Annotated in this window: 17 protein-coding genes; 9 read left to right on the plus strand and 8 right to left on the minus strand. The window is 71.1% G+C overall.

The genetic code is table 11. The features are described from left to right. Positions 1 to 58: 58 nt before the first annotated feature. Positions 59 to 436 (minus strand): DUF3499 domain-containing protein, encoded by a 378-nt coding sequence (locus tag ACGFX9_RS23885; RefSeq protein ID WP_393475466.1) that lies wholly within the window; start codon positions 434 to 436, stop codon positions 59 to 61. Between the two features lie 376 nt (positions 437 to 812). Here ACGFX9_RS23885 and ACGFX9_RS23890 point away from each other — a divergent pair, with 376 nt between their 5' ends. Further along, positions 813 to 1,274, plus strand: a complete 462-nt coding sequence (locus ACGFX9_RS23890; protein WP_393476545.1) for a metallopeptidase family protein — start codon at positions 813 to 815, stop codon at positions 1,272 to 1,274. Positions 1,275 to 1,295: 21 nt separating this feature from the next. On the opposite strand, the gene ACGFX9_RS23895 is transcribed toward ACGFX9_RS23890, so the two are convergent. The 3 genes from ACGFX9_RS23895 to ACGFX9_RS23905 form a co-directional block, all read right to left on the minus strand. Further along, the gene (locus ACGFX9_RS23895) at positions 1,296 to 2,798 is read right to left on the minus strand and encodes a DUF5719 family protein (RefSeq protein ID WP_393475469.1); all 1,503 of its coding nucleotides are present in this window, start codon (positions 2,796 to 2,798) and stop codon (positions 1,296 to 1,298) included. Then, positions 2,795 to 6,514 carry a glycosyltransferase gene (locus ACGFX9_RS23900; RefSeq protein WP_393475472.1) on the minus strand — a complete coding sequence of 1,240 codons (3,720 nt, stop codon included), beginning with the start codon at positions 6,512 to 6,514 and terminating at the stop codon, positions 2,795 to 2,797. The genes ACGFX9_RS23895 and ACGFX9_RS23900 overlap by 4 nt, the downstream gene beginning before the upstream one ends. Before the next feature lie 191 nt (positions 6,515 to 6,705). Further along, complete coding sequence (locus ACGFX9_RS23905) at positions 6,706 to 6,969, minus strand: WhiB family transcriptional regulator (RefSeq protein ID WP_016642094.1); 264 nt, start codon at positions 6,967 to 6,969, stop codon at positions 6,706 to 6,708. 670 nt (positions 6,970 to 7,639) lie between these two features. Here ACGFX9_RS23905 and ACGFX9_RS23910 point away from each other — a divergent pair. Genes ACGFX9_RS23910 through ACGFX9_RS23920 form a run of 3 tightly spaced genes read left to right on the plus strand, consistent with a single transcriptional unit; the run spans position 7,640 to position 10,498 of the window. Continuing rightward, positions 7,640 to 8,167, plus strand: coding sequence for a cysteine dioxygenase (locus ACGFX9_RS23910; RefSeq protein WP_393475474.1), 528 nt, complete (start codon positions 7,640 to 7,642; stop codon positions 8,165 to 8,167). Positions 8,168 to 8,201: 34 nt separating this feature from the next. Next, positions 8,202 to 9,158 (plus strand): 2-phospho-L-lactate transferase, encoded by a 957-nt coding sequence (gene cofD / locus ACGFX9_RS23915; protein WP_393475477.1) that lies wholly within the window; start codon positions 8,202 to 8,204, stop codon positions 9,156 to 9,158. A gap of 32 nt (positions 9,159 to 9,190) precedes the next feature. Beyond that, the gene (locus ACGFX9_RS23920) at positions 9,191 to 10,498 is read left to right on the plus strand and encodes a coenzyme F420-0:L-glutamate ligase (RefSeq protein WP_393476548.1); all 1,308 of its coding nucleotides are present in this window, start codon (positions 9,191 to 9,193) and stop codon (positions 10,496 to 10,498) included. Positions 10,499 to 10,593: 95 nt separating this feature from the next. Here the strand turns inward: ACGFX9_RS23920 and ACGFX9_RS23925 are convergent, their stop codons facing one another. From ACGFX9_RS23925 to ACGFX9_RS23935, 3 genes are all read right to left on the minus strand, one after another. After that, positions 10,594 to 11,607: a DNA-3-methyladenine glycosylase family protein gene (locus ACGFX9_RS23925; RefSeq protein WP_393475479.1), complete on the minus strand. Its 1,014-nt coding sequence runs from the start codon at positions 11,605 to 11,607 to the stop codon at positions 10,594 to 10,596. A gap of 130 nt (positions 11,608 to 11,737) precedes the next feature. Continuing rightward, positions 11,738 to 12,820: a sugar phosphate nucleotidyltransferase gene (locus ACGFX9_RS23930; RefSeq protein ID WP_393475482.1), complete on the minus strand. Its 1,083-nt coding sequence runs from the start codon at positions 12,818 to 12,820 to the stop codon at positions 11,738 to 11,740. A 136-nt stretch (positions 12,821 to 12,956) separates the two neighbouring features. Further along, on the minus strand, positions 12,957 to 14,333 hold the full coding sequence (locus ACGFX9_RS23935) for a peptidoglycan recognition protein (RefSeq protein WP_393475485.1): 1,377 nt from the start codon (positions 14,331 to 14,333) through the stop codon (positions 12,957 to 12,959). Between the two features lie 138 nt (positions 14,334 to 14,471). On the opposite strand from ACGFX9_RS23935, the gene ACGFX9_RS23940 reads away from it, so the two are divergent. The 4 genes from ACGFX9_RS23940 to ACGFX9_RS23955 all read left to right on the plus strand — a co-directional run bounded on the left by ACGFX9_RS23940 (position 14,472) and on the right by ACGFX9_RS23955 (position 20,362). Continuing rightward, positions 14,472 to 15,227: a TIGR03089 family protein gene (locus ACGFX9_RS23940; protein ID WP_393475487.1), complete on the plus strand. Its 756-nt coding sequence runs from the start codon at positions 14,472 to 14,474 to the stop codon at positions 15,225 to 15,227. A 116-nt stretch (positions 15,228 to 15,343) separates the two neighbouring features. Next, entirely contained in the window at positions 15,344 to 16,687 is a 1,344-nt protein-coding gene (locus ACGFX9_RS23945) for an LCP family protein (protein ID WP_393475489.1), read from the plus strand. Between the two features lie 227 nt (positions 16,688 to 16,914). Next, complete coding sequence (locus ACGFX9_RS23950) at positions 16,915 to 18,648, plus strand: LCP family protein (protein ID WP_393475492.1); 1,734 nt, start codon at positions 16,915 to 16,917, stop codon at positions 18,646 to 18,648. A 70-nt stretch (positions 18,649 to 18,718) separates the two neighbouring features. After that, a complete protein-coding gene (locus tag ACGFX9_RS23955; protein WP_393475495.1) occupies positions 18,719 to 20,362 on the plus strand; it encodes an LCP family protein in 1,644 nt (547 codons plus the stop codon). A gap of 47 nt (positions 20,363 to 20,409) precedes the next feature. On the opposite strand, the gene ACGFX9_RS23960 is transcribed toward ACGFX9_RS23955, so the two are convergent. Further along, on the minus strand, positions 20,410 to 21,450 hold the full coding sequence (locus tag ACGFX9_RS23960; RefSeq protein ID WP_393475498.1) for a glycosyltransferase family 2 protein: 1,041 nt from the start codon (positions 21,448 to 21,450) through the stop codon (positions 20,410 to 20,412). A 19-nt stretch (positions 21,451 to 21,469) separates the two neighbouring features. Here ACGFX9_RS23960 and ACGFX9_RS23965 point away from each other — a divergent pair, with 19 nt between their 5' ends. Further along, positions 21,470 to 23,098 (plus strand): LCP family protein, encoded by a 1,629-nt coding sequence (locus ACGFX9_RS23965; RefSeq protein ID WP_393475500.1) that lies wholly within the window; start codon positions 21,470 to 21,472, stop codon positions 23,096 to 23,098. Positions 23,099 to 23,134 lie beyond the last annotated feature (36 nt).

Below are 23,134 nucleotides of genomic sequence, written 5' to 3' on the forward strand. Positions count from 1 at the left end.
GGGAGAAGTTGTTCAGCGATAAACGACAGGCGTCTACGGAGAGAGGCGAGAGAGGCGCTCAGGAATCCGGTGAGCGCAGCACCCGCAGATGGCCGCGGCGCGCGACCTGCATCGGGTCAGCGGCGCGCGGGCCGGAACCGCCGGCTCCCGCGGCGCGCTCCTGCGGGCGCGCCGCCTCACGCACCGCGTTGGCGAGCGCTTCGAGGTCATCGCCGCTGGGGCGCGCAGGACCGGAGGCGTCGGCGAGGCGGACGACCTCCCAGCCACGGGGCGCGGTGAGGCGCTCGGAGTGCTCGGCGCACAGGTCGTAGCAGTGGGGTTCGGCGTAGGTGGCGAGGGGGCCGAGGACCGCGGTCGAGTCGGCGTAGACGTACGTCAGCGTCGCGACGGCGGGACGGCCGCAAGCGGTGCGCGAACAGCGACGTACAGGGCTCACGATGTTGGACGGTACCGCACTCTTGAGCGGGCCGCGACGACTCTCCGGGAGGTCACCCCACCGTGTCGTGGTGTGATCCCCGACACGAGCCGCTCATGTGACGCCTCGCTGACCTGCGGTGACGCAAGGGACCAGGGTGGCCAGTGGTGTTGAATCCGGTCACCACTTGGCTCAAATCCCGTCATTCACCGCGAGATCGACGGTCCAGGAGAGATACGGAATCGGGCCCGAGCCTGGCCGGAATGGTCATCGCGCGACATGTCGCGCGCGGTACGGAAGCCGGGTGGACGCCGCGGGGAAGCCGTGTGGAAGCCGGGCCGAACCCAGGCCGAAGCTGTGCGGAAAGGGCGATCTCGAGGACTACGCTTCGTCAGTGATGGACGACCCCGTACAGCCCCGCACCGCAGAGCCGAGGCCCCGCCGCCGCGACCGCCATGGCCGGGGCATGCGCGGCCCCGTGGCGCCGCCCCAGGTGCCGCTGTCCGCCAGCCGCGCCGAGGTCTTCACCGACCTGGTGCAGGACTCCGTGGAGCGCCTTGAGCGGCGGTGGCCGCAGCTGAGTGAGATCGAGTTCCTGGTGCTCGAGGTTCCCGCGCTCGGCCGGGGCGGGGGCGCCGGTGAGGACGACTGGAGCGACGACGTCGTGCCCCTGGGGGGAACGATCGAGGCCGACGGCGCCAAGCCCGCCCGCATCGTCATCTACCGGCGGCCCGTGGAGATCCGGACCAAGGGGCGGGACGAGCGGGCCGCGCTCGTCCACGAAGTGGTGGTCGAGCAGGTCGCCGAGCTGCTGGGGCTCTCACCGGAGTCCGTCGACCCGCGGTACGGAGAAGACTGACCGCCCCCGCGCCGCCCCCGCCTACTTCTGCAGCACCTTCAGATCCTGTTCCGCCTCCGGCACCGACACCGTCCCCCTGTCGTCCGGCAGGTTCTGGATCGTGAACCCGGGGACACCGTCCTCCGGGATCTCCAGCATCCGCGAGGCGTAGACCGGATCCCCCGACACCGGTTCCACGGTGAGCGCGTAGCTGCCCTTCAGGCCGCTCGGGACGGGGGGCTTGATCCCCAGGGTCGTGCCGCCCTTGACCGTGTACGTCTTCGTCGTCGACGAGCCGCCTTCGGAGCCCCCGGACGCCGTGACCTTCACCTTGCCGCTCCTGCCGGGTGCGACGAGCGACAGCGTGGAGCCCTTGGCGCGGTTGTCGGCCACCGTCGCCCGCGCGCCGACCGGGTTCGTGCCGGGGATGAACGCCGTCTCCTTGTCGGCGCCCTTGCCCCGGGTGACGCGCAGGGCGGCCACCACCGGTGCCGCGTCCTCGGTCGGCGTCAGGACGAGGGAACCCGCCTCGCCCTTGGTGACGTCGCCGAGGTCGATGGCGTTCGTCATGCCGGACTTCACGTGCAGGCTCGCGTGTCCTGCCGGGCTGATCAGGCCGGTGGGCGAGGCCAGTTGCACCTTCAGGTCAGCGTCGTCGGCGCCCGGCGCGAAGGCGACCAGACGTACCGAAGTGGCGTCCTTGGGGATGCCGGGCAGGACCACGCGGCTCGCGGGGTCGGCGGACGCGGGCAGCCAGTCGCCGCCGAGTCTGTCGTCCGACGACTGCACGGCCGCCGCGACCCGGCCGCTGCGCGCGGTGACGTGCATCGTGACGTTGGTCTGCTCCTTGGGGAAGAGCGTGGAGAGCAGCACCGGGACGCTGCCGTGCGGCTGGACCTGGATCGACTCGCCCACCTCGGTCTTGAGGGCGCCGTCCGGGCCGTACAGCTCGATGTCGACGACGGCCGCCGAGTCGTCCGGGTTGGTCAGGTGGACGTAGTCGCTGCGGTCCTTGGCGGTGCTCGCGCCGGGGAACCAGAAGTCCGTGTCCGGCGCCGTGCAGTTGGCGCCCTGGACGCCGCGACCGCTGCCCGCCGCGTACGTGGTGGTCTGCTGGACGGTCCAGCCGGGGGCGAGACCGCCGTCGGCGGTGCCCAGGAGCGCGGGCGACTCGCCTCCTGATTCCTCGCCGACGACGGGCTTGCCCGGTGTCTTCGGAGTCAGGAAGGGCTTGACGGCCTTCTCCTTGTCGTGGCCGCCGCCCTTCGGGGCGTCCGTCAACGCCCTGGTCGCGGGCGCCAGTTCCGCCTTGCCCGAACCCGCCGTGTCTCCGGGGTTCTTGGGCGTGAAAGCCGTGTACGAGGTCTCGGCGAGGTCGGACGAACTGGGCACCGGGCAGAGCAGGCTGGTGCGCTCGACGGGCAGGCGCGTGGCCGACTTCGCGCCGTCGTCTCCGCTGCCGCCCGGCACGTTGGCCGCGGCGAATCCGGTGACGGCGGCGAGGGCGGCCGCCACGGCGATCAGGGACTGGGTGGTGCGGTTCACTGCTGGCTCCCGTCGGGGCGCTCACTGTCGGTGCCGTGCGGGGGCTGCGGGGGCTGGGGCGGCATCGGCGGCTGCTGCCCGTAGGTGGCGTCGAACGACTGGCCGTACTGCTCGCCGCCCTGCGCCCCTCCGTAGGCGTACGGGTCGTACTGGCCGCCCTGGTAGGGGTCCTGGTAGGCGGGCTGCTCGTAGGAGCCCGCGGGGTACTGGGCGTCCTGGTACTGCTGCTCGCCTTGGTATGTGCCGTAGTCGGCGCCCGCGTGTCCCGGGGCCTCCCACTCGTCGTACGACTGCGACTGCTGCTGGGGAACCGCCGCGTAGGCCTCCTCCTCCGGAGGAGGGGGTGGCGCCCCGGCGTCATCCTGCCCGGCGCCCGGCACGCCTGCCGGTGCGCCTGCCTGCGCGGCTGCCTCCTGCTCGGCCTGCGCGGCCCGCAGCCTGCGCGCCCTGCGCCCCTCACCCTCGACGGGCTGGGCCGGGATGACGGCCTCCTCGGGGAGGTCGTCGTCCACGTGACGGCGCCGTCCGGGCAGGGCGAGGACCACGAGGACCACGGCGAGCGCACCCTGCGCCCACAGCCAGCCGGTGTGGCTCACGGGTGCTTCGTAGGTGACGTCCAGGCGACCGCCCGACGCGGGCAGTTCGAAGCCCTGCGCCCAGCCGTCCAGCGTGGTCGCGGTCAGCGGGCGGCCGTCCAGGGTCGCCGTCCAGCCCTCGTCGGCGGCGTCGGCGAGCCGCAGGGTGCGGCCCTCGTCGCCCGCCGGGACGGTCGTGTGCAGCTCGACGGGGCCCGCGGCCACCGGCAGCGGATCCGCGCTGCCGGACGCGGGCACGATCGCGGCGCGCGCGACCTGCCGGTCCACGCGCCACAGGGCGCTGCCGTCCTCCTGGCTGAGCCGGGTGAGGCCGGGCGTGGAGTCCAGGGTGCGGCTCATCTGGCGGGGCGCGCCGTCGCGTACGAGGACGTAGCGCACCGCGAAGCCGCCGAGCTGGTCGGCCTGGTCGGCGCCGGAGCCCGCGAGGAGCCGGGCGACGATTCTGTCGAGCTTCCGGTTCGAGCCGCCCGCTTCGGCGAGCTCGGCGTCTCCGAGCCGGGCGCCCGAGCCGCGCACCAGTGTGTACGAGACCTGGGCGGCCGACTCGCTGTCCAGGACGAGCGTGCGGGCCTGGTCCTGCGTGCCGCTCTCCTCGGCGACGAACGCGGGCACCTGGACCGGGTCGCGCCGCTCAAGGGGGCCGTCGGCGCCGCGGATCATCCACCCGGCGGCGACGAGCAGCGGCCCGGCTGCCGCCGCGAACGCGATGAGGACGGCGACCGGCTGGCGCCAGCCGAAGCTCTGTTCGGCGACACGCGTGCGTGCCCCGTCGGCGCCGAGCGCGGCGGCGGCGAGGAGCGCGATGCCGTAGCCGAGGGTGGCGGGTCCTGCCCAGGCGGAGCCGTTGGAGAGCGCCGCGAAGATCAGCGAGACCAGCGCGACGACCCAGGCCGTACGGACCGCGAGCTGCCGCTCGGTACGAAGGAGCGCGGCGAGGGCGGCGAGGACGATGCCGATGAGCAGCAGCCCGTCCACGGTCCCGGGGCCGCCGGGGCTGCCCCCGAGCAGGTCGAGGCCGGTCGCGGAGCCCGCGGCGAACTCCAGGCCTGCCTCGCGGAAGAAGCCGAAGGGCAGCAGCGAGAGCGACCACGGCGCGAGCATGAGGAGCGGGGTGCCGAGCCCGGCGAGGAAGCGCAGGCCGTACGCGGTGATGTCGCCGCGGCGCACCACGAGGAGCGCGAGGCCGAGCACCAGGGCGATGGGCCACACGATCGGCGTGAAGGCGGTGGTGAGCGTCAGGAGCAGCGCGTACGCCCAGGTGGCGCGCCAGCTCCCGCGGTTGCCCCCGGAGGCGGTCAGTCCGCTCGCCACGATGCCCGCGCGGGCGATGAGCGGCAGCAGGATGGCGAGGACGGCGGTGCCGATGCGTCCTCCCGCGAGCGCGCCCGTGGCGGCCGGCAGGAAGGCGTAGGCGACCGAGGCCCAGGCGCGCAGCAGCCGGGACTCGACCAGCGGCCGTGAGGCGAAGTAGGCGGCGAATCCGGCCAGCGGCACCGACCCGACGAGGAGCACCGTGACCGCGAGTCCGGTGGACCCGAAGAAGAGGGTGGAGAGCCCCGCGACGAGCGCGAGGTAGGGCGGCGCGGACTGTGTGCCGCCGGTCCCCACGGGGTGCCAGGCGTCGAGGTAGCGCGCCCAGAGGCCGGAGGAGTCGGCGGGTGCGGGAAGCAGCGCGCCGCCCGCGAGCGCTCCGCTGCCCAGGAGTTGGCGGCAGGCGATGAGCGAGACGAAGAGCAGCACTACGAAGAGCATCGGTCCCGGCTTGCGGGCGACGCGCTTGAGCCGTGCGAACTGTTCGACCTGGAGGAAGTCGGCGTCGTCTCCTCCGGGGCCGGATTCGACGGCTCCGTGTCGGCCTGCGCCGGTGACGGCCTCGGGGTCGGAGCGGCCGACGACACTGCCGGCGACCTGTTCGAAGGTGGCCCGCACGGTGGCGCCGGGCGGCGGGAAGAGCGGCCGCATCTCGGCCGGTTCGAGCGCCGACTTGCCGCGCTGCTTACGGGCGCTGACGATCCGTCCGGGCCGCAGCAGCGTCCCCAGGAGACCGGCGACCTCGTCGACGGCCTGTCCGGGGACCTTGCCGACCAGATACGCGACGGTGCGCAGCAGGGTGCCGAAGACGAGCCGGACGAGCACCCAGGGCAGCACGGCGGTGCGGGCGTTGACGAGCAGCGTGTAGGCGGCGCCCGCCTTGTCCACGCGGTGCGGCGAAGTCGACGTACGGCCGACGCAGTCGACGGTGCGGCGCTCGCGCGAGGAGGCCTCGGCGTGCCGCACGACGGCGTCGGGGGCGATGAGGACGCGGTGCCCGGCGTTCTGGGCGCGCCAGCACAGGTCGACGTCGTCCCGCATGAGCGGGAGGCGACGGTCGAACCCGCCGAGTTCGTCGAAGACGTCACGCCGGATCAGCATGCCGGCGGTGGAGACGGAGAGGACGGGCCGTACGTGGTCGTGCTGGCCCTGGTCCTGTTCGCGCCGGTCGATGCCGGTCCAGCGGCGGCCGCTGTTGGCGATGGATACGCCGACTTCCAGGAGCTGGCGGCGGTCGTACCAGCCGCGCAGCTTGGGGCCGACGATCGCGACGTCCTTGCCGATCTCGCGTTCGTTCTCCACGACGCGCAGCAGTTCGGACAGGGCGCCCGGCTCGGGCGCGCTGTCGTCGTGCAGCAGCCACAGCCACTGCTCGGGCTCGCCGTGCGGCAGGTCCGGGAGGTCGTAGGCGTCGTCGCGCCAGGTCCGGCTGACCGGGTCCCAGCCGCTGGGGCGCTTCAGATAGGGCAGCTCTTCGGGGGTCAGCACACCGGCGCCGCGGTTCGCCTCGTCGACGGCGGTGCCGAAGCCGGAGCGGCGGGCCAGGTGCAGGACGCGATCGGGGCCGAGTGCCTCGGTGACCAGGCGGGCGGAGTCGTCCGCGCTGCCGGTGTCCGCGGCCACGGCGTTCTGCACCGGGCGTTCCTGGCCGAGCAGGCCGGCCAGGACGTCGGGCAGCCAGCGGGCGCCGTCGTGGGAGACGATCACGGCGGTGACGACGTGCCGCGGAAACTCGGGCGGGCGGGTCGGGTCGAACCCTGCGGCGGCAGCGTCGTGGTGAGCGGCTGCCGAATGGCTGTGCACGGACATCGAGGTACGGGCCCCGGTTCGATGGACTGCGGTGGACGCCTGCGCTTCATGGGGGCGCCGGGGCGTCTCGGACGGGGCCCCACACTAACGGCTGGCATCACAACAGCCCGCCGCCTGTGGATATCCCACGGGCGACGGGCTGTTCCTTACGTAGGGGTGTGTCCGTTTGGTCGGGCGTAACCGGCGCGTGTTCAGACCGCCGCCTTCTTCAAGCGGCGGCGTTCGCGCTCCGAAAGGCCGCCCCAGATTCCGAACCGCTCGTCGTTCGCCAGTGCGTACTCAAGGCATTCCGAGCGGACCTCACAGGCGAGGCAGACCTTCTTGGCCTCTCGCGTCGAGCCGCCCTTCTCGGGGAAGAAGGACTCGGGGTCGGTCTGGGCGCACAAGGCGCGCTCCTGCCAGCCGAGTTCCTCGTCCGCGTCCTCGACCAGCAGTTCCTGAACCAGCTCGGTCATGTGCGCCCCTCGTCTGTCTGTGCGTCCCCGTGGTGCTTGCCGTTACCGATTTCGGCTGAACGACACGAGTGAAATTACAAGTGTGCCGATCCGGGCCAGTCAAGCCGAGATCTGCTATTGGGCCCCTTATTCACCCTGCGGAACCAAGGTAATGCGGAAAGTGTTCAAATCGGCCTAAACGCTGACACTCACCGGTGGCCCATCCCGAACCGCCCCGCGACCACCACCTTCCCCAGGGAAGGACGTCACGGAGATCGGTCCCGTTGCGGCCGGTCCATCGAAGCGAAAGGGATCACATTCGAGTCACGGGCTCACGCCGGGGTTTGCGCGCCGGTTGATGCGCCATGTGTCCCCTGTGTCCGGTGCACAAACCTTTCGCCTGGGAGAGCAACCGGATGTGGTGAAACATAGTCCACATAACGGACATAGAGTTGACAGGGAAGGTGTGAGCCGCTGTCCTAGTGGGCATGCTCGCAAAATTGGCACTCTCGACGACCCGCACCAGCGGGCTCCTCGGTGCTGCCCACGCGCGCTGTCTCTGTTCCTGTTCCAGCTGTTGAGCCATCCCGCTTCCAGCTGTTGAGCCCGCTCCGGCGCTTCACCGCCCGAGCCACTCGCTTCACCCCTCCCTCGCGACACCCCAGCACTCACGTTGAGGAACCACCGCACCATGAACAGCGACAGCGACCTCCAGATCGCCGGCGACATCCTCGAAGTCACCCACCTCCTGCAGCCCGCCCGCGAGCACCCGGCCACCGTGGCCGAGTTCGTCGGCCTTGCCCGCACCATCGCGGCCGACCGCGCCCAATGGGCCCACCTCGTCGAGTACGACGCGACGAGCCGCTGGTACCACCGCCTGCGCACCGGGCCGGGATATGAGGTGTGGCTGCTCTCCTGGGTGCCGGGACAGGGCAGCGGACTGCACGACCACGGCCTCTCCTCCGGCGTACTCACGGTCCTGGAGGGTGAACTGACGGAGCGTACGGAGCGCGGGCAGCGCGCGCTCGGCGCCGCGGCCCAGCGCGTGTTCGCCCCCGGCTATGTCCACGAGGTCGTCAACGACTCCCTGGAACCGGCCGTCAGCCTGCACATCTACTACCCCGGCCTGACCGACATGCCGATGCACGCGGCCCGGTGCGGCGAGCCGGCGACCGCTCAGGCGACCGCGGACGCGGCCGGAGATGTCGTAACCGCCTGACGCACTGTCGTACCTGCCTGACATGCTTGGTGCCATGCGCATTGTGGTCCTGGCCGGCGGTATCGGCGGCGCCCGTTTCCTCCGCGGGCTCAAGAAAGCCGCGCCTGACGCGGACATCACGGTCATCGGCAACACCGGTGACGACATCCACCTGTTCGGCCTGAAGGTCTGCCCCGACCTCGACACGGTGATGTACACCCTCGGCGGCGGCATCAACGAAGAGCAGGGCTGGGGTCGTACGGACGAGACGTTCAAGGTCAAGGGGGAGCTCGCGGCGTACGGCGTCGGCCCGGAGTGGTTCGGGCTCGGCGACCGGGACTTCGCCACGCACATCGTGCGGACCCAGATGCTCGCCGCGGGCTTCCCGCTCAGCGCGGTGACCGAAGCGCTGTGCGAGCGGTGGCAGCCCGGCGTGCGGCTCATCCCGATGTCGGACGACCGTGTCGAGACGCATGTCGCCGTCACGATCGACGGGGAGCAGAAGGCCGTGCACTTCCAGGAGTACTGGGTGCGGCTGCGGGCCTCCGTGGACGCGCAGGCCATCGTGCCGGTCGGCGCGGACCAGGCCAAGCCCGCCCCCGGCGTCCTTGAGGCCATCGCCGACGCGGACGTGGTGATCTTCCCGCCGTCCAACCCCGTGGTGAGCGTCGGGACGATCCTCGCCGTGCCGGGGATCCGTGAGGCCATCGCCGACGCGGGCGTGCCCGTCGTCGGGCTCTCCCCCATCGTCGGGGACGCGCCCGTGCGGGGCATGGCCGACAAGGTGCTCGCGGCCGTGGGCGTGGAGACGACGGCCGCCGCGGTGGCCGAGCACTACGGGAGCGGCCTGCTCGACGGATGGCTCGTCGACACGGTCGACGCCGGTGTGGTGGAGCGGGTCGAGTCGGCGGGGATCCGGTGCCGGGCGATCCCGCTGATGATGAGCGACGTGGACGCGACCGCCGAGATGGCCCGCGCGGCGCTCGTCCTCGCGGAGGAGGTGCGGGCGTGAACTCCTCCGAGGCCGAGGCCGAGGCCGGGGTCATGACGTCGCCGTCGTTCCGTGTCTGGGCCGTGCCCGGACTGCCCGAGGTCCGGCAGGGTGACGACCTCGCCAAGCTGATCGCCGCCGCGGAGCCGGGGCTCGCCGACGGGGACGTCCTGCTGATCACCTCCAAGATCGTCAGCAAGGCCGAGGGCCGCGTCGTCGAGGCGAGCGACCGCGAGGCCGCCATCGACGCGGAGACCGTGCGGGTCGTGGCCCGGCGCGGGACCCTGCGCATCGTCGAGAACCGGCAGGGTCTTGTCATGGCCGCCGCCGGGGTCGACGCCTCCAACACGCCGCCCGGGACGGTGCTTCTGCTGCCCGAGGACTCCGACGCCTCCGCCCGCGCGGTGCGGGAGGGCCTGCGGGACGCGCTGGGCGTGGACGTGGGCGTCGTCGTCACGGACACCTTCGGGCGCCCCTGGCGCAATGGGCTCACCGATGTCGCCATCGGGGCGGCGGGCGTGCGGGTGCTCGACGATCTTCGGGGCGGGTTCGACGCGTACGGAAATCCGCTGAGCGCGACGGTCGTCGCCACCGCGGACGAGCTGGCCGCCGCGGGCGACCTGGTCAAGGGGAAGGCCGGGGGGCTGCCGGTCGCGGTGGTCCGCGGGCTTGCGCACATCGTCGGGGAGAGCGGGGAGACCGACGAGGGGGCGCGGGTCATGGTGCGGAGCTCCCGCGACGACATGTTCCGGCTCGGTACGTCCGAGGCCGTGCGGGAAGCGGTGACGCAGCGGCGGACCGTGCGGGAGTTCACGGACGAGCCGGTGGACCCCGGGGCCGTGCGGCGGGCCGTGGCGGCGGCGGTGACGGCCCCCGCGCCGCATCACACGACGCCGTGGCGGTTCGTCCTCCTTGAGTCCGCGGAATCGCGGACAGGACTGCTCGACGCGATGCGGGACGCGTGGGTCGCCGACCTGGAGCGGGACGGCAAATCCGCCGAGTCCGTCGCGAAGCGGGTGCGGCGCGGGGACGTCCTGCGCAAGGCCCCTTACCTGGTGGTGCCCTGCCTCGTCATGGACGGCTCTCATACGTACGGGGATGAGCGGCGGGACGCGGCCGAGCGCGAGATGTTCGTCGTCGCGACCGGGGCCGGGGTGCAGAACTTCCTCGTCGCGCTGGCCGGGGAGCGTCTTGGCTCGGCGTGGGTTTCGTCCACGATGTTCTGCCGGGATGTCGTACGGGGTGTGCTTGGGCTGCCGGAGTCGTGGGATCCGATGGGGGCGGTCGCCGTGGGGCATGCGGCGGTTGCGGCGGGCGCTCGGGCGGCGCGGGATGCGGGGGACTTCGTCGAGGTGCGGTAGTGCTCCGGGCCGCCTGTTGTTTTCAGCTGCGGGCCGGTGGGGGCTTGTCGCGCAGTTCCCCGCGCCCCTTACGGGGCTCTGTCGTGCAGTGGGCCCTACCAAGCCGCGATGTTCGTCTTTCGCATGCGTGGTTCCCTGCGGGGCGGGGTGTGGCCGCTCAGGAGGATCAGGCGGGCCGCCCGGTGGCGCTGGCCCTCGTAGGGGATCAGGAGCCGCAGCATCTCCTCGTCGTCCGCCGTACGGTCGCCCGCCAGCGCGAAGCCGACGATGCCCGGGAGATGGAGGTCGCCCACCGTCACCGCGTCCGGTGCGCCATTGCTGCGCTGCACCGTCTCCGCCGACGTCCAGGGGCCGATGCCCGGGATCAGTTCCAGGCGGGCCTGGGCCTGGAGCGGGGCCATGGCCGCCGCCTCCTCCAGGCGTGCGGCCACGCGCGTCGCCCGCAGGATCGTCGACGCGCGTTTGTTGTCCACGCCCGCCTTGTGCCACTCCCAGGAGGGGATCAGGGTCCAGGTCCTCGGGTCCGGCATGACGTGCATCCGGAGCTGTTCGGGGGTCGGGCCCGGGGCCGGTTCGCCGAACTTGCGGACCAGCAGACGCCAGGCGCGGTACGCCTCGTCCGTCGTGACCTTCTGCTCCAGGATCGACGGGATCAGGGACTCCAGGACCAGGCCCGTACGGGTCAGGCGCAGGCCGGGCCGCCGGTGCTCGGTCGTCGCCAGGAGGCGGTGACGGGGCGTGAAGGCCGTGGGGTCGTCCGCCTCGCCGAGCAGCTGCGGGAGCTGGTCCAGGAGCCAGGCGGCGCCCTCGCCCCAGGCCTCCGCCTCCACCGTGCCGGAACGGACCGCCACCCTGAGCGTGCCGGGGCCCTGCGGGGTGCGGGTCGCCCGCCAGGCCGAGCCGTCGGGGGTGATGCGGAACGTGGGGTCCGCGGGGCCCCTGCGCAGGGGGCCCAGCGTCAGGGCCAGGTTCAGGGGGTGGGGCGGGGTCCAGGTGCGGGTCTGGCCTGTGGCCTGACGGGGTATGCCTGGTATGCCCTGGGGGATCGCCGTTTCGCCGCCGCGCACCGGGGCGGTGCGGGTGGGGTGGGGGGCGAAGCGGGAGGACATCTGTATGAGGGTAGGGGCTTTTTTGTCCCCTACCCCACCCCTTCCCAAAAACCCGCTCCGGCGCAGGGGCCTTGCTTACCGCATCACCGGCTTCGCCGAGTTCGTCCTCAAACGCCGGACGGGCTGGATCTCACTGGTCCGACGAGAACCTGACCGACCCCGCCGGCAGCCTCGCCCCGCACCACACCCGTACGCCCTCGCGCAGTTCGTTGTCCGCGCCGATCTCCGCGCCGTCGCCGATCACCGCTCCCGCCAGGACCGTGCGTGCGCCCACCTTCGCGTCCGCGCCGATCAGTGAGTCGGTGATCACGGCGTTCGGTTCGACGATCGCGCCGGACAGGATCGCGCTGCCGTCCACCCGCGCGCCTTCGCCGATCACCGCGTGGTCGCCGATCACCGTGCCGCCGGTGAGCTTCGCGTCCGGGGCGACCGTGGCGGTGGCCAGGACCAGGCTGTCGCCGCAGCGGCCGGGGATCGCCGGGGACGGGGCGCGGCCGAGCACCAGGTCCGCGGAGCCGCGTACGAAGGCCTGGGGCGTGCCCAGGTCCAGCCAGTACGTCGAGTCGACCATGCCCTGGAGGTGGGCCCCGGAGGCCAGCAGGTCGGGGAACGTCTCGCGTTCGACCGAGACCGGGCGGCCCGCCGGGATCGTGTCGATGACCGAGCGGCGGAACACGTACGCGCCCGCGTTGATCTGGTCGGTGACGATCTCCTCGGGCGTCTGCGGCTTCTCCAGGAAGGCCTGCACCCTGCCCGTGCCGTCGGTCGGCACGAGGCCGTACGCGCGGGGGTCCTCGACCTTCGTGAGGTGCAGGGAGACGTCGGCGCCCGACTCCTCGTGCGTCGTGACCAGGGCGCGGATGTCCAGGCCCGTGAGGATGTCGCCGTTGAAGATCAGGACCGGGTCTTCGGGCCCTGAGCGGAGGCGCGATGCCACGTTGCGGATCGCGCCGCCCGTGCCGAGGGGCTCGGTCTCGGTGACGTACTCGATGTGGAGACCCAGCGCCGAGCCGTCCCCGAAGTACGGCTCGAAGACCTCGGCCAGGTAGGAGGTCGCCAGGACGATGTGCTCCACGCCCGCCGCGCGGGCCCTGGCCAGCTGGTGGGTGAGGAACGGGACGCCCGCCGCCGGAACCATCGGCTTGGGGGTGTGCACCGTGAGCGGACGGAGCCGGGTGCCCTTGCCGCCGACCAGGAGGATCGCTTCTGTCACCTGTCGTCTCTGCTTCCTGCTGGGGCCGGCCGAACTTGAGTCGCGGCCGGCCAGTGTATGCAGATGGCTTTGCAGATCGTGCAGTGCGCTTTGCGGTCGTGTGGTGCGCTATGCGGTTGTGTGGTGAGCCATGACCTCAACGGCCCTGGAGGCGGGCCGCGGTGGACCGGGCCTTGCCCAGTTTCTTGTAGAGGCGGATGCCTGGACATTCCGTGGCGAAACCGTCACGGTGCCCGGAGATCACATGGAGCCGGACGTTCCTGCCCTTCTTGTACAAATTGCCACCGCCGGACTTCAGATACGTCTTACCCCGAGGGTTCGCGCCGTACAGGCCGAGCTTCCACGCGGTCAGCCGGGCGATGGCCTTCACGGCGACCGCGGGTGGCTTGGAGTAGCCGAAGCTGCCGAGGACGGCGATGCCCATGCTGTTGCTGTTGAAACCGAGAGTGTGGGCCCCGAGGACGGGCTTGGCCACACCTCCGGCACGTCCTTCGTAGATGTTTCCGCACTTGTCGACCGCGAAGTTGTAGCCGAAGTCACGCCAGCCACTGCTCTTGACGTGGTAGCGGTAGATACTGCGCAGGACTGAGCTCGCCTGCGAGCAGCGGTAGTTGTTGCCGGACGCGCTGTGGTGCACGAAGGCCGCCTTCACCGTCCTCGTGTACGCGAAGCGCTTCTCCCGGAGCTTCTCGTTGGCGCCCCAGCCCTTGCGCGTGATGATGCGCGGCCGGGGCCCCACATAGGGCCTGGCCTTCCCCGCGGCGTCCTTCGGACCCCCCTGGGAGGCGATCAGTTCGGACTCCGTCTCCTTCTTGGAGAGCGCCGGAATGACGGCGGCGCCGAGCGGGGCCAGGTCGGCGTTGGCCTCGGAGGAGGCGGCGGCCTCGGCGGTCAGGGCGGGGGTGCGGGGGACGTCGGCCGGTTTGCCCTGCGGGGGCGGTTCGGCTCCGGGGTCGACGAGTTCCAGACGCAGGCCGTCCGGGAGGACCTCCCGCGCTGGGGGCCGGGCTCCGCCGGCCCGGGTCTGCGTCTCCTCCCCCCGTACCCGGATCTCCACGCCGTCCGAGTCGCCGACCCAGAGCGGCGCCGTGGAGCCGCGGGCCCTGCCCGATGTGCGCTCCGGGGCGTCCGGGTCGGCGGCGTGCTCGTGGTTGTGGGTCTCCACGGGCTGCCAGCCGGACCAGGATCCGGTGCCGCTGGCGCGGGTGCGCACCAGGACGCTGCCGTGCAGTTCGTCGTCCGGGTTGTTCCAGACGACGCCCACCAGGGAGAAGGGCCGCACCTCGCGCCGGAGCAGGCCCTGCTCGCCGGACGTGCCGCCGTGGGAACGGACGGCGCCGAGTGGGGCGAGCGGGAGTGACTGAGTGCTGCCCGGGACCGATTCCGCGGCTGGCCCGGCGGGTGACTCAGCGGCCGGGGTCGCGGCGCGTGCGCCGGACGACGGCAGGGTGAGGGGAAGCGCCAGGGCTGCCGCACACGTGACGCCGATCGAGGAAGCTAGAAATCCACGCATACGACTGATAGTTGTCATACTTGGACAATTATGTCCATTGGGGATTTGACGGTCCGTCGACTCCCGTCCGCCGAACCGGTGGCCCGCACTCCCCCGCCACGCCCGGGCCGTTCGGGGCGCCCGCGTACCCTTGCGCCCGTGAACGCCACCGACCGCACCCCTGCCGACCTGCTGCGATCCGCGCTCGCCGCGGACCCGGGCCGCCCGCTGATCACCTTCTACGACGACGCCACGGGCGAGCGCGTCGAATTGTCCGTGGCCACCTTCGCCAATTGGGTGGCCAAGACCGCCAATCTGCTCCAGGGCGATCTCGCCGCCGAGCCCGGCGACCGGCTCGCGCTGCTGCTTCCCGCGCACTGGCAGACGGCGGTCTGGCTGCTCGCCTGTTCGTCCGTGGGCGTCGTCGCGGACGTGGGCGGCGACCCGGCCGCCGCCGACCTCGTGGTCAGCGGGCCCGACTCGCTCGACGCCGCGCGGGCCTGCTCCGGGGAGCGCGTCGCGCTCGCGCTCCGGCCGCTCGGCGGGCGCTTCCCGCAGGCCCCGCCAGGCTTCATCGACTACGCGGTCGAGGTGCCGGCCCAGGGCGACCGCTTCGCTCCGTACGCACCCGTGGACCCGCAAGAGCCCGCCCTCGCCATCGACGGCGCCGACGAGCTGACGGGCGCGGAGCTGGTGGAGCGGGCCCGCGCCGACGCCGGGAAGCTGGGGCTCGCGCCCGGCTCCCGGCTGCTGTCGGGGCTTTCGTACGACACCTGGGAAGGCCTGAGCTCCGGCCTCTACGCCCCGCTGGCGGCGGGCGGCTCCGTGGTGCTCTGCCGCCACCTCGACCGGCTCGCCGATGGCGGCCTCGCCAAGCGCGTCGAGGACGAGCGGGTCACCGCCACCGCCGGGTAATCCCTCCCCCGTTCGGCCCACGTGAGCCCCTGGCCCACGGGCCCCCGGCGCCGCGCCGGTCCATGGTCATAAGAGCGCACCATGCACCGACGTCGCTACGAGGGGTGGACGCACACGTGACCGACACCGCAGGCACGCCCTCCGGACCGGAGCATCCGGACCAGGAGGGCGCCACGCCTGAGCCGAAGGCCACGTACGCACCCGGGGCGGGATCGACTCCCACGGGTGCGGGCGTCGCGCGGCGCAGGCGGCGGTGGCTGCGCTGGACGGCGATCGGCGTCGCCACGGTCGTGCTCGGCACCGCCGGCATCGGATGGGCGCTCTACAACAAGCTCGACAGAAACATCACCAAGGACACCGACGCCGCGGCCGAGCTGGCGCGCTACGACAAGGAGCGCCCGACGGCGCTCGTGCACGGCGCGCAGAACATCCTGCTCATCGGCTCCGACACCCGGGCGGGACCCGGCAACAAGAAGTACGGCCGCGACCGGGGCACCCAGCGCTCGGACACCACGATCCTGCTGCACCTCGCGGCCGACCGGCAGAGCGCGACCGCGGTGTCGATCCCGCGTGACGTGATGGTGGACCTCCCCAGCTGCCGCAGGCCCGACGGTTCCCGGACCCGGGCCCAGTTCGCCCAGTTCAACTTCGCGTACGAGTTCGGCGGGACGGCCTGCACGATTCGTACGGTCGAGAAGATGACGAAGATCCGCGTCGACCACCACATGGTCGTGGACTTCGCCGGGTTCAAGGACATGGTCGAGGCGGTCGACGGCGTACAGGTCTGCCTGAAGGCGCCCATCAACGACGCCGACGCCCATCTGAAGATCGCCGCGGGCAAGCAGACCCTCAACGGCGAACAGGCGCTCGGCTACGTGCGCGCCCGCAAGAGCATCGGCGACGGCAGTGACACCGACCGGATGGACCGTCAGCAGCAGTTCCTCGCGGCGCTCGTCAACAAGGTGCAGAGCAATGACGTCCTGCTCAATCCAGGGAAGCTCTATCCGGTTCTCGACGCGGCCACTTCTTCACTGACCACGGACCCGGCGCTGGCGAGTTTGCGTGGTTTGTACGAACTGGTGCGCGGCATGCGCAACATCCCCACAGAACAGGTGCAGTTCCTCACGGCGCCCCGGCGGTCCTATGTCTACGACGCCAATCGCGACGAACTCGTCGAGCCCGCGGCGGAGGAACTCTTCAGCCGCCTTCGTACGGACACACCCCTCCAAGTGACACGCGAGGAGCCCGACGCCGCCGTGCGGGACAAGCGGCCTCAAGGCGGCCATGACGGCTCCGGAGACTCCTCGGACGCGGAGGACCACCAGGACTCCGACGGCTCCGATGAGTACGACGACTCCGATGAGTACGGGAGCGACGAGAAGCCGGACGACCCTTCGCAAACTCCGAGTCCCGCACCCACATTCCGCGGCAACACGGCTGCCGGAACGACCTGCGAGTAAAGCGATCCTCAAGCGGAAGTCCCCCCGCACAAAGAAATAGGGCGGATTGCCCAGTTGTAGGGGAGTGGAATTTGTCACCGGCGTCGTTCGGCGCTGAACTGGCCGGATAGTGTGAGCGATCCGGTGCGCAGGGCCCTTCAGGGCCGCGCACCGCTTGACGATTGACCGAGCGCCTTTCTTGAGGGGGGAAAGGCGCCGCGTGGCCCCGACGGAGGACGCAGACAACCGTGGACGCGCAAGGCCGTGGGCGGGCGGAGAACATCGACCCCGCAGACCAGTGGGTGCTCAACCCGGACACCGGCGATTACGAACTGCGACTGAGCCCTTCCGGAGGGCAGTCGGCAGTGCCTGGACCTCGCAGATCGACGCGGTCCTCGCCACGCCAGGGAACGCGCGGCCGCGATGGCCGACGCGACGAGCGCCGTGACGAGCGACAGCGCGAGGTGCCGCCTCAGCGCAGGCGCCGTAGTCCGCAGCCGGAGGCGGCGAGCGGTCGGCGCAAGCAGAAGCCGCGGAAGTCCAAGGGCAAGAAGGCCCTGATGTGGACGGGCGGCTCGCTCGCCTTCGTCCTGGTCGCGGCGGGTGTCAGCGGGTACCTCTACTACCAGCACCTCAACGACAACATCACCTCGGTCGACGACGACGGCGCGGGCACGGGCGGCTTCAGCAAGGACCGCGCCATCAACATCCTGGTGATGGGCACGGACAAGCGCAGCGGCGCGGGCAACGAGAAGTACGGCGACAAGGGGAGCGTCGGCCACGCCGACACGACGATCCTGCTGCACGTCTCCAAGGACCGTACGAACGCGACCGCGTTGAGCATCCCGCGCGACATGATCACGGACATTCCGGACTGCCCGACGAAGCAGGAGGACGGCAGCGAGAAGACCATCCCCGGCTCGCAGAACGTGCGCTTCAACGAGAGCCTCGGTCAGAGCGACCGCACTCCCAGCTGCACCATGCGTACGGTCACCAAGATCACCGGCATCAAGATGGACCACTTCATGGTGGCCGACTTCAACGCGGTGAAGACGCTCTCCAGCGCGGTCGGCGGCGTCGACGTCTGCCTCGCCAAGGACATCGACGACCCGGACTCGCATCTGAAGCTGCCCAAGGGCAAGCACACCATCGAGGGCGAGAACGCGCTGGCGTTCGTCCGTACGCGGCACTCCGTGGGCACCGGCGGCGACTTGAGCCGTATCGAGCTGCAACAGCAGTTCCTCAGCTCGCTGATGCGCAAGCTCAAGTCGAACGACACGCTGACCAACCCGAAGAAGATGATAGATCTCGCCGAGGCGGGCACCGAGGCGCTCACCGTCGACTCGAAGATCGCGAACATCATGAAGCTCCGGGACCTCGGCATGGAGCTCGGCAAGCTCGACATGAAGAACCTGAGCTTCGCGACCGTGCCCGTGGTCGACAACCCGGCGGAGAAGGTCCACACGACGGTCGTCCCGAACGAGACCAAGGCCGAGCAACTGTTCTCCATGATGCGCGCCGACGAGTCGCTGACCGCGGTGAAGAAGAAGCAGAAGAAGGAGAAGGCAGCGGTGGCCGCCCGGCTCAAGGGCAGCAAGTCCGCCGCCTCCGAGGTACGGGTCGACATCTACAACGGCAGTGGCAAGACCGGCGCCGCTCAGACAACTCTCACGTGGCTGCAGAACACTGAGGGCATGTCCAAGGCCAGCCAGCTCGGCAACGCGCCGTCCGATCTCAAGAAGACGACGCTGGAGTACGCCCCCGACCAGGCCGACCAGGCCCGGCGGCTCGCCGACATCATGGGCCTTCCCGGGTCCGCGATGAAGCCGGGCAAGAGCGAGAAGAACTCGCAGGGTCTGCCCGCCATCAAGCTGACGCTGGGCGGCGACTTCAAGGGCGCGGGGGTTCCGATCAGCGCTCCGTCGAAGGCGCCGGAGGGCATCCAGAAGGTCGAAGCCGACAAGACTGTGTGCGCCAAGTGACCTGAAGCGGCCATTCTGCGTCTCACAAGGCGCAGGATGGCCGTAATTCATGGCAGGGGAGGGGCTGGGGATGGGGAAGAGCAGCGTGCGTGGGGAGGGGGCGCGACCACGCGTCCCGCACGCAAGTGATCTCGGCTTGGAAGAGGGGCCGCCCGAGGGTGGGGCGCCCTCGGGTGGCAGCGGGCACCGCAGGCAGCGCCGTGGGGGCGGCGCCACCGGCGGTCGGCCTCCGCGCCGGAGACGTCGCGTACTGCGCTGGTCGGCGACGATCCTTTCGGTACTGATACTCGGCACGGCCGGCGCCGGATACCTCTGGTACCGCCATCTGAACAACAACCTGGAGACCGACGATCTGAACCTCGGCGAGCACCGGGCCCCCGAGCCCACGCCGAACGCGGCGGGCCAGACCCCGCTGAACATCCTTCTGATCGGTTCGGACGCGCGGGACTCCAAGGAGAACCAGAAGCTCGGCGGCGCCAAGGAGACCTTCGGGGGCACACCGCTCGCCGACGTCCAGATGCTGCTGCACCTGTCGGCCGACCGCACGAACATGTCGGTCGTCAGCATGCCGCGCGACACCCTGCTCGATATCCCCAAGTGCACCGACCCGGACGACGGCAAGGTCTACGCGGCGTCGACGCAGCGGACGATGACGAACCAGACGCTCGGCCGCGGCGGCCCCGGCTGCACGGTCGCCACCTGGGAGAAGCTCACCAACATCCACGTCGACCACTTCATGGAGGTGGACTTCTCGGGTGTGGTCTCCATGGCCGACGCCATCGGCGGCGTACCGGTCTGCGTGGACGCCAACATCCACTCGCGCGACAGCCAGGGCCACGGCTCCGGTCTGAAGCTGGAGAAGGGCACCACGGACATCAAGGGCAAGCAGGCCCTCCAGTGGCTGCGCACCCGCTACGGCTTCGACGGCGGCACCGACATCAGCCGCGCCAAGGCCCAGCACATGTACATGAACTCCCTGGTGCGCGAGCTGCGGAACAACGCCAATCTGAGCAGCCCCAACAAGCTGCGCAAGCTCGCCGAGACGGCCACCAGCGCGCTCAAGGTCGACGACGGCCTCGGCAGCGTGAAGAAGCTCTACGACCTCAGCAACGAGCTCAAGAAGGTCTCGCCGGACCGGACCACGATGACGACCATGCCGTACGAGTACGTGGGCGCCCGCGTCATTCCCAAGCCGGGCGACGCCGAGCAGCTCTTCCGTCTCGTACGCGACGACATCTCGCTGGACGGCAAGGGCAAGAAGAAGCCCGCCAAGGAGAAGCTCTCGGACGATCCGGCGGCGGCGGACGACGAGATCGCCGTGCGGGTGCAGAACGGCACCCGCACGAACGTCGAACCGCCGGTCAGCGGGCGCGCGAGCGCGGTCACGCAGATTCTCGCCGGGAAGGGCTTCACCAAGACGGTCGCCGACACGACGACGGCGCTCGCCCAGGAGAAGACGGTCATCAAGTTCCCGAGCGCCGAGCTGGAGGGCGATGCCCAGCGGGTCGCCAAGTCCCTCGGGATGAAGCTGAGTTCGGTGAAGAAGTCGACGGATGTCTCGGGGGTCACCCTGGTCGTCGGTGCCGACTGGCGGGAGGGGAACACACCCCCCAAGTCGAAGCAGGACGACAAGACGCCGGACTCGGCCGAGGCGCTCAACGGCTCGGACAAGAAGGCGTGCATGCACGTGGACCCGGCGTTCACCTGGAAGTGAGAACCGGGTCAGGTCCCGGCCCACCGCTGGTGGGCCGGGACCTGTCCTCAGGCCTCGCTGAGCACGGCCGGGCGCCGGGAGGCGATGACCTTCCTGGCGAGCGCGCGCGGGCTGGTGAGGAAGCCCCAGCCCCACGACATGTGCATGGTCGCGAGCGCCACCGGGATCTGGAGGCGCGCCTTGAGCGGAAGCCCCTTGCCCGCGGGCAGCGAGCCCGCCACGATCGCCGCGACATACCCGGCGGGGATCACAAAGCCCCAGGGCGTCACCAGGGCGCCCACGACGACGCCGGCCGCTATCGCGCAGACCGCGACCGGCGGCGCGAGATAGCGCAGGTTGATCGAGCCCTCGTGGTAGCGGGCGACGACGTGCCGCCAGCGGCCGTAGTCCTTGTACTGCTTGGCGAGCGCCTTCACGCTGGGCCGGGGGCGGTACCGCACCTTCAGCTCGGGCGAGAACCAGATGAGCCCGCCGGCCTCACGGATGCGGAAGTTCAGCTCCCAGTCCTGGGCGCGGATGAACTCCTCGTTGTACCCGCCCTGCTGCTCAAGGGCCTCGCGCCGGAAGACCCCCAGGTAGACGGTCTCCGCCTGCTGGGCCTCGCCGCCGGTGTGGAAGGCGGCGTTGCCCACGCCGATCTTCGACGTCATGGCGGCGGCGACCGCGTGCTCCCAGTCGTTCTCGCCCTCGGCGTGCATGATGCCGCCGACGTTCTGCGCGCCGGTCTCCTCAAGGAGGCGTACGGCGGTAGTGATGTAGCCGGGCGACAGGATGCCGTGGCCGTCCACGCGCACCACTATCGGGTGGCTGGAGGCCTTGATGGCGGCGTTCAGGGCCGCCGGTGTGCGTCCGGTGGGGTTGGGGACCGTCTGCACCCTCGCGCGGTTGCCCGCGGTCTCGGCGACCAGCTCGGCGGCGATCTCGTCCGTGCGGTCGGTGGAGGGGCCGAGTGCGACGACGACCTCCATCTCACCGTCGTAGTCCTGCTCGAGAATCGCGGTCACGGCAGCACGCAGATGCCGTTCCTCGTTGAGCACCGGCATGATCACGGATACGGCAGGAAGCTGCACGTCGGGCGTCGCGTTCATCGGCGTCACGTTACCGCGAATGGGGGACACCGGCGCGCGCCGCCCGGGTCGCTACCCCGGGCCGCAGATCGTATGGGCCTACGGTTCTCGCATTCCCCGGCCCGTCACGGGTCCCCCCACCCGTCCCGGTCAGGCCCGAATTCGCGGAGGTGCCCCCCACGTGCCCACACCGCCCCGCCGCTCCCCCACCCCGCCTCAGCGCGGCCCCCGCCCACCGCGCGCGGCGCAGCCCGCGCAGAGCGCGGAGGTCACGGGACGGCCGGTCAGACAGCGCAAGCGGCCACGCTGGGCCATGCGGGCGGCGACCGCGTTCTCCGTGACGGTGCTCACGGCGGCCGGCATCGGGCACGGCGTCGTCAGCAGTCTCGACACCGAGATCAACCGGGTGGACGCCTTCAAGGACATGAAGAACCGGCCGAAGGGGGGCAACGGCATGAACGTGCTGCTCGTCGGCACGGACGGCCGGGACAAGATCACCCCGGCGGAGAAGCAGAAGTACCGCCTCGGCGGCGCCCCCTGCCACTGCACGGACACGGTCATGATCGTGCACATCTCGGAGAACCGGGACCGCGCCAGCGTCGTGAGCCTGCCGCGGGACAGCTTCGCCATGATGCCCGAGCACATCGACCGCAACTCCGGCGACAGGCACAGGCCGCATCCGGTCAAGCTGAACGCGGCGTACGCCGAGGGCGGTCCCAACCTCACCGTGCGGACCGTCGAGAACATGACGAAGGTCAAGATCGACCACTATCTGGAGGTCGACTTCACCAGCTTCATGAAGACCGTGGACGTGCTCGGCGGCGTCGAGATCTGCACGACCCGCCCGCTGCAGGACTCCTACACCGGGCTCAACATGCTGGTCGGCACGCACAAGCTGAACGGCGGGCAGGCCTTGCAGTACGTCCGCACACGGCATGTTGACGGCTCGTCGGACCTGGGGCGGATGCAGCGCCAGCAGCGGTTCCTCGCGGCGCTGATCTCGAAGGCGACCAGCAGCGGGGTGCTGCTCAACCCGCTCAAGTTCCGCGACGTGAGCAGGACGCTGCTCGGTTCGGTCCGGGCCGACAAGGGCTTCGGTACGAACGAGATGCTCGCCCTGGGGCGCGGGATGCGCGGCTTCTCGCCGTCGTCGTCGGAGTTCACCACGGTGCCGCTGCTGAGCCGGGGCGTGAACGTGCCGGGCATCGGCTCGACGCTGAGGTGGGATCCGCAGAGGTCACAGAAGCTCTTCCAGGCGCTGCGCGACGACCGCCCCCTGGCCGTGCGCCACAAGCGGGCCTTCGTCGTCGACGTGTCCCCGGAGCAGATCCGGGTGCAGGTCGACAACGGCACGGGCAGGCCGGGCCTGGGCAGGCGGGTCGACTACGCACTGCAGTCCACCGGCTTCAGGACGACGCGGACCCCGGGCAACGTGGTGGGCAGGCCGCTGCCGCGCACGATCGTCACGTACGACCCCCGCTGGGACCGTTCGGCGAGGTCCCTCGCGGCGGCGCTTCCGGGCTGCCAGCTGCGGGCGGTGCGGGGGCAGGGCGCGGTCCTGAAGGTGCTCGCGGGCCAGGACTTCAAGCAGGTCAGGCAGGTGCGGGCGGAGGATGCCTACCAGGGCGAGTTCGGTGCGCTGACCGGGGACCAGGTGGTGTGCCAGTAGCCGGGCCCCGGTCGGCCGTGATCCGCCGGGCGGGGT

Source organism: Streptomyces sp. NPDC048436 (assembly GCF_043200355.1).
Taxonomy (GTDB): domain Bacteria; phylum Actinomycetota; class Actinomycetes; order Streptomycetales; family Streptomycetaceae; genus Streptomyces.

Excerpts from the sequence above, each read along its gene's own strand:
- ACGFX9_RS23920 (WP_393476548.1), top strand. The coding sequence starts at position 9,191 with ATGACGTCGCCGTCGTTCCGTGTCTGGGCCGTGCCCGGACTGCCCGAG.
- ACGFX9_RS23935 (WP_393475485.1), bottom strand. The coding sequence starts at position 14,333 with ATGCGTGGATTTCTAGCTTCCTCGATCGGCGTCACGTGTGCGGCAGCC.
- ACGFX9_RS23955 (WP_393475495.1), top strand. The coding sequence starts at position 18,719 with ATGGGGAAGAGCAGCGTGCGTGGGGAGGGGGCGCGACCACGCGTCCCG.
- ACGFX9_RS23965 (WP_393475500.1), top strand. The coding sequence starts at position 21,470 with ATGGGGGACACCGGCGCGCGCCGCCCGGGTCGCTACCCCGGGCCGCAG.
- cofD (WP_393475477.1), top strand. The coding sequence starts at position 8,202 with ATGCGCATTGTGGTCCTGGCCGGCGGTATCGGCGGCGCCCGTTTCCTC.
- ACGFX9_RS23925 (WP_393475479.1), bottom strand. The coding sequence starts at position 11,607 with ATGTCCTCCCGCTTCGCCCCCCACCCCACCCGCACCGCCCCGGTGCGC.
- ACGFX9_RS23905 (WP_016642094.1), bottom strand. The coding sequence starts at position 6,969 with ATGACCGAGCTGGTTCAGGAACTGCTGGTCGAGGACGCGGACGAGGAA.
- ACGFX9_RS23900 (WP_393475472.1), bottom strand. The coding sequence starts at position 6,514 with ATGTCCGTGCACAGCCATTCGGCAGCCGCTCACCACGACGCTGCCGCC.
- ACGFX9_RS23960 (WP_393475498.1), bottom strand. The coding sequence starts at position 21,450 with ATGAACGCGACGCCCGACGTGCAGCTTCCTGCCGTATCCGTGATCATG.
- ACGFX9_RS23910 (WP_393475474.1), top strand. The coding sequence starts at position 7,640 with ATGAACAGCGACAGCGACCTCCAGATCGCCGGCGACATCCTCGAAGTC.
- ACGFX9_RS23890 (WP_393476545.1), top strand. The coding sequence starts at position 813 with ATGGACGACCCCGTACAGCCCCGCACCGCAGAGCCGAGGCCCCGCCGC.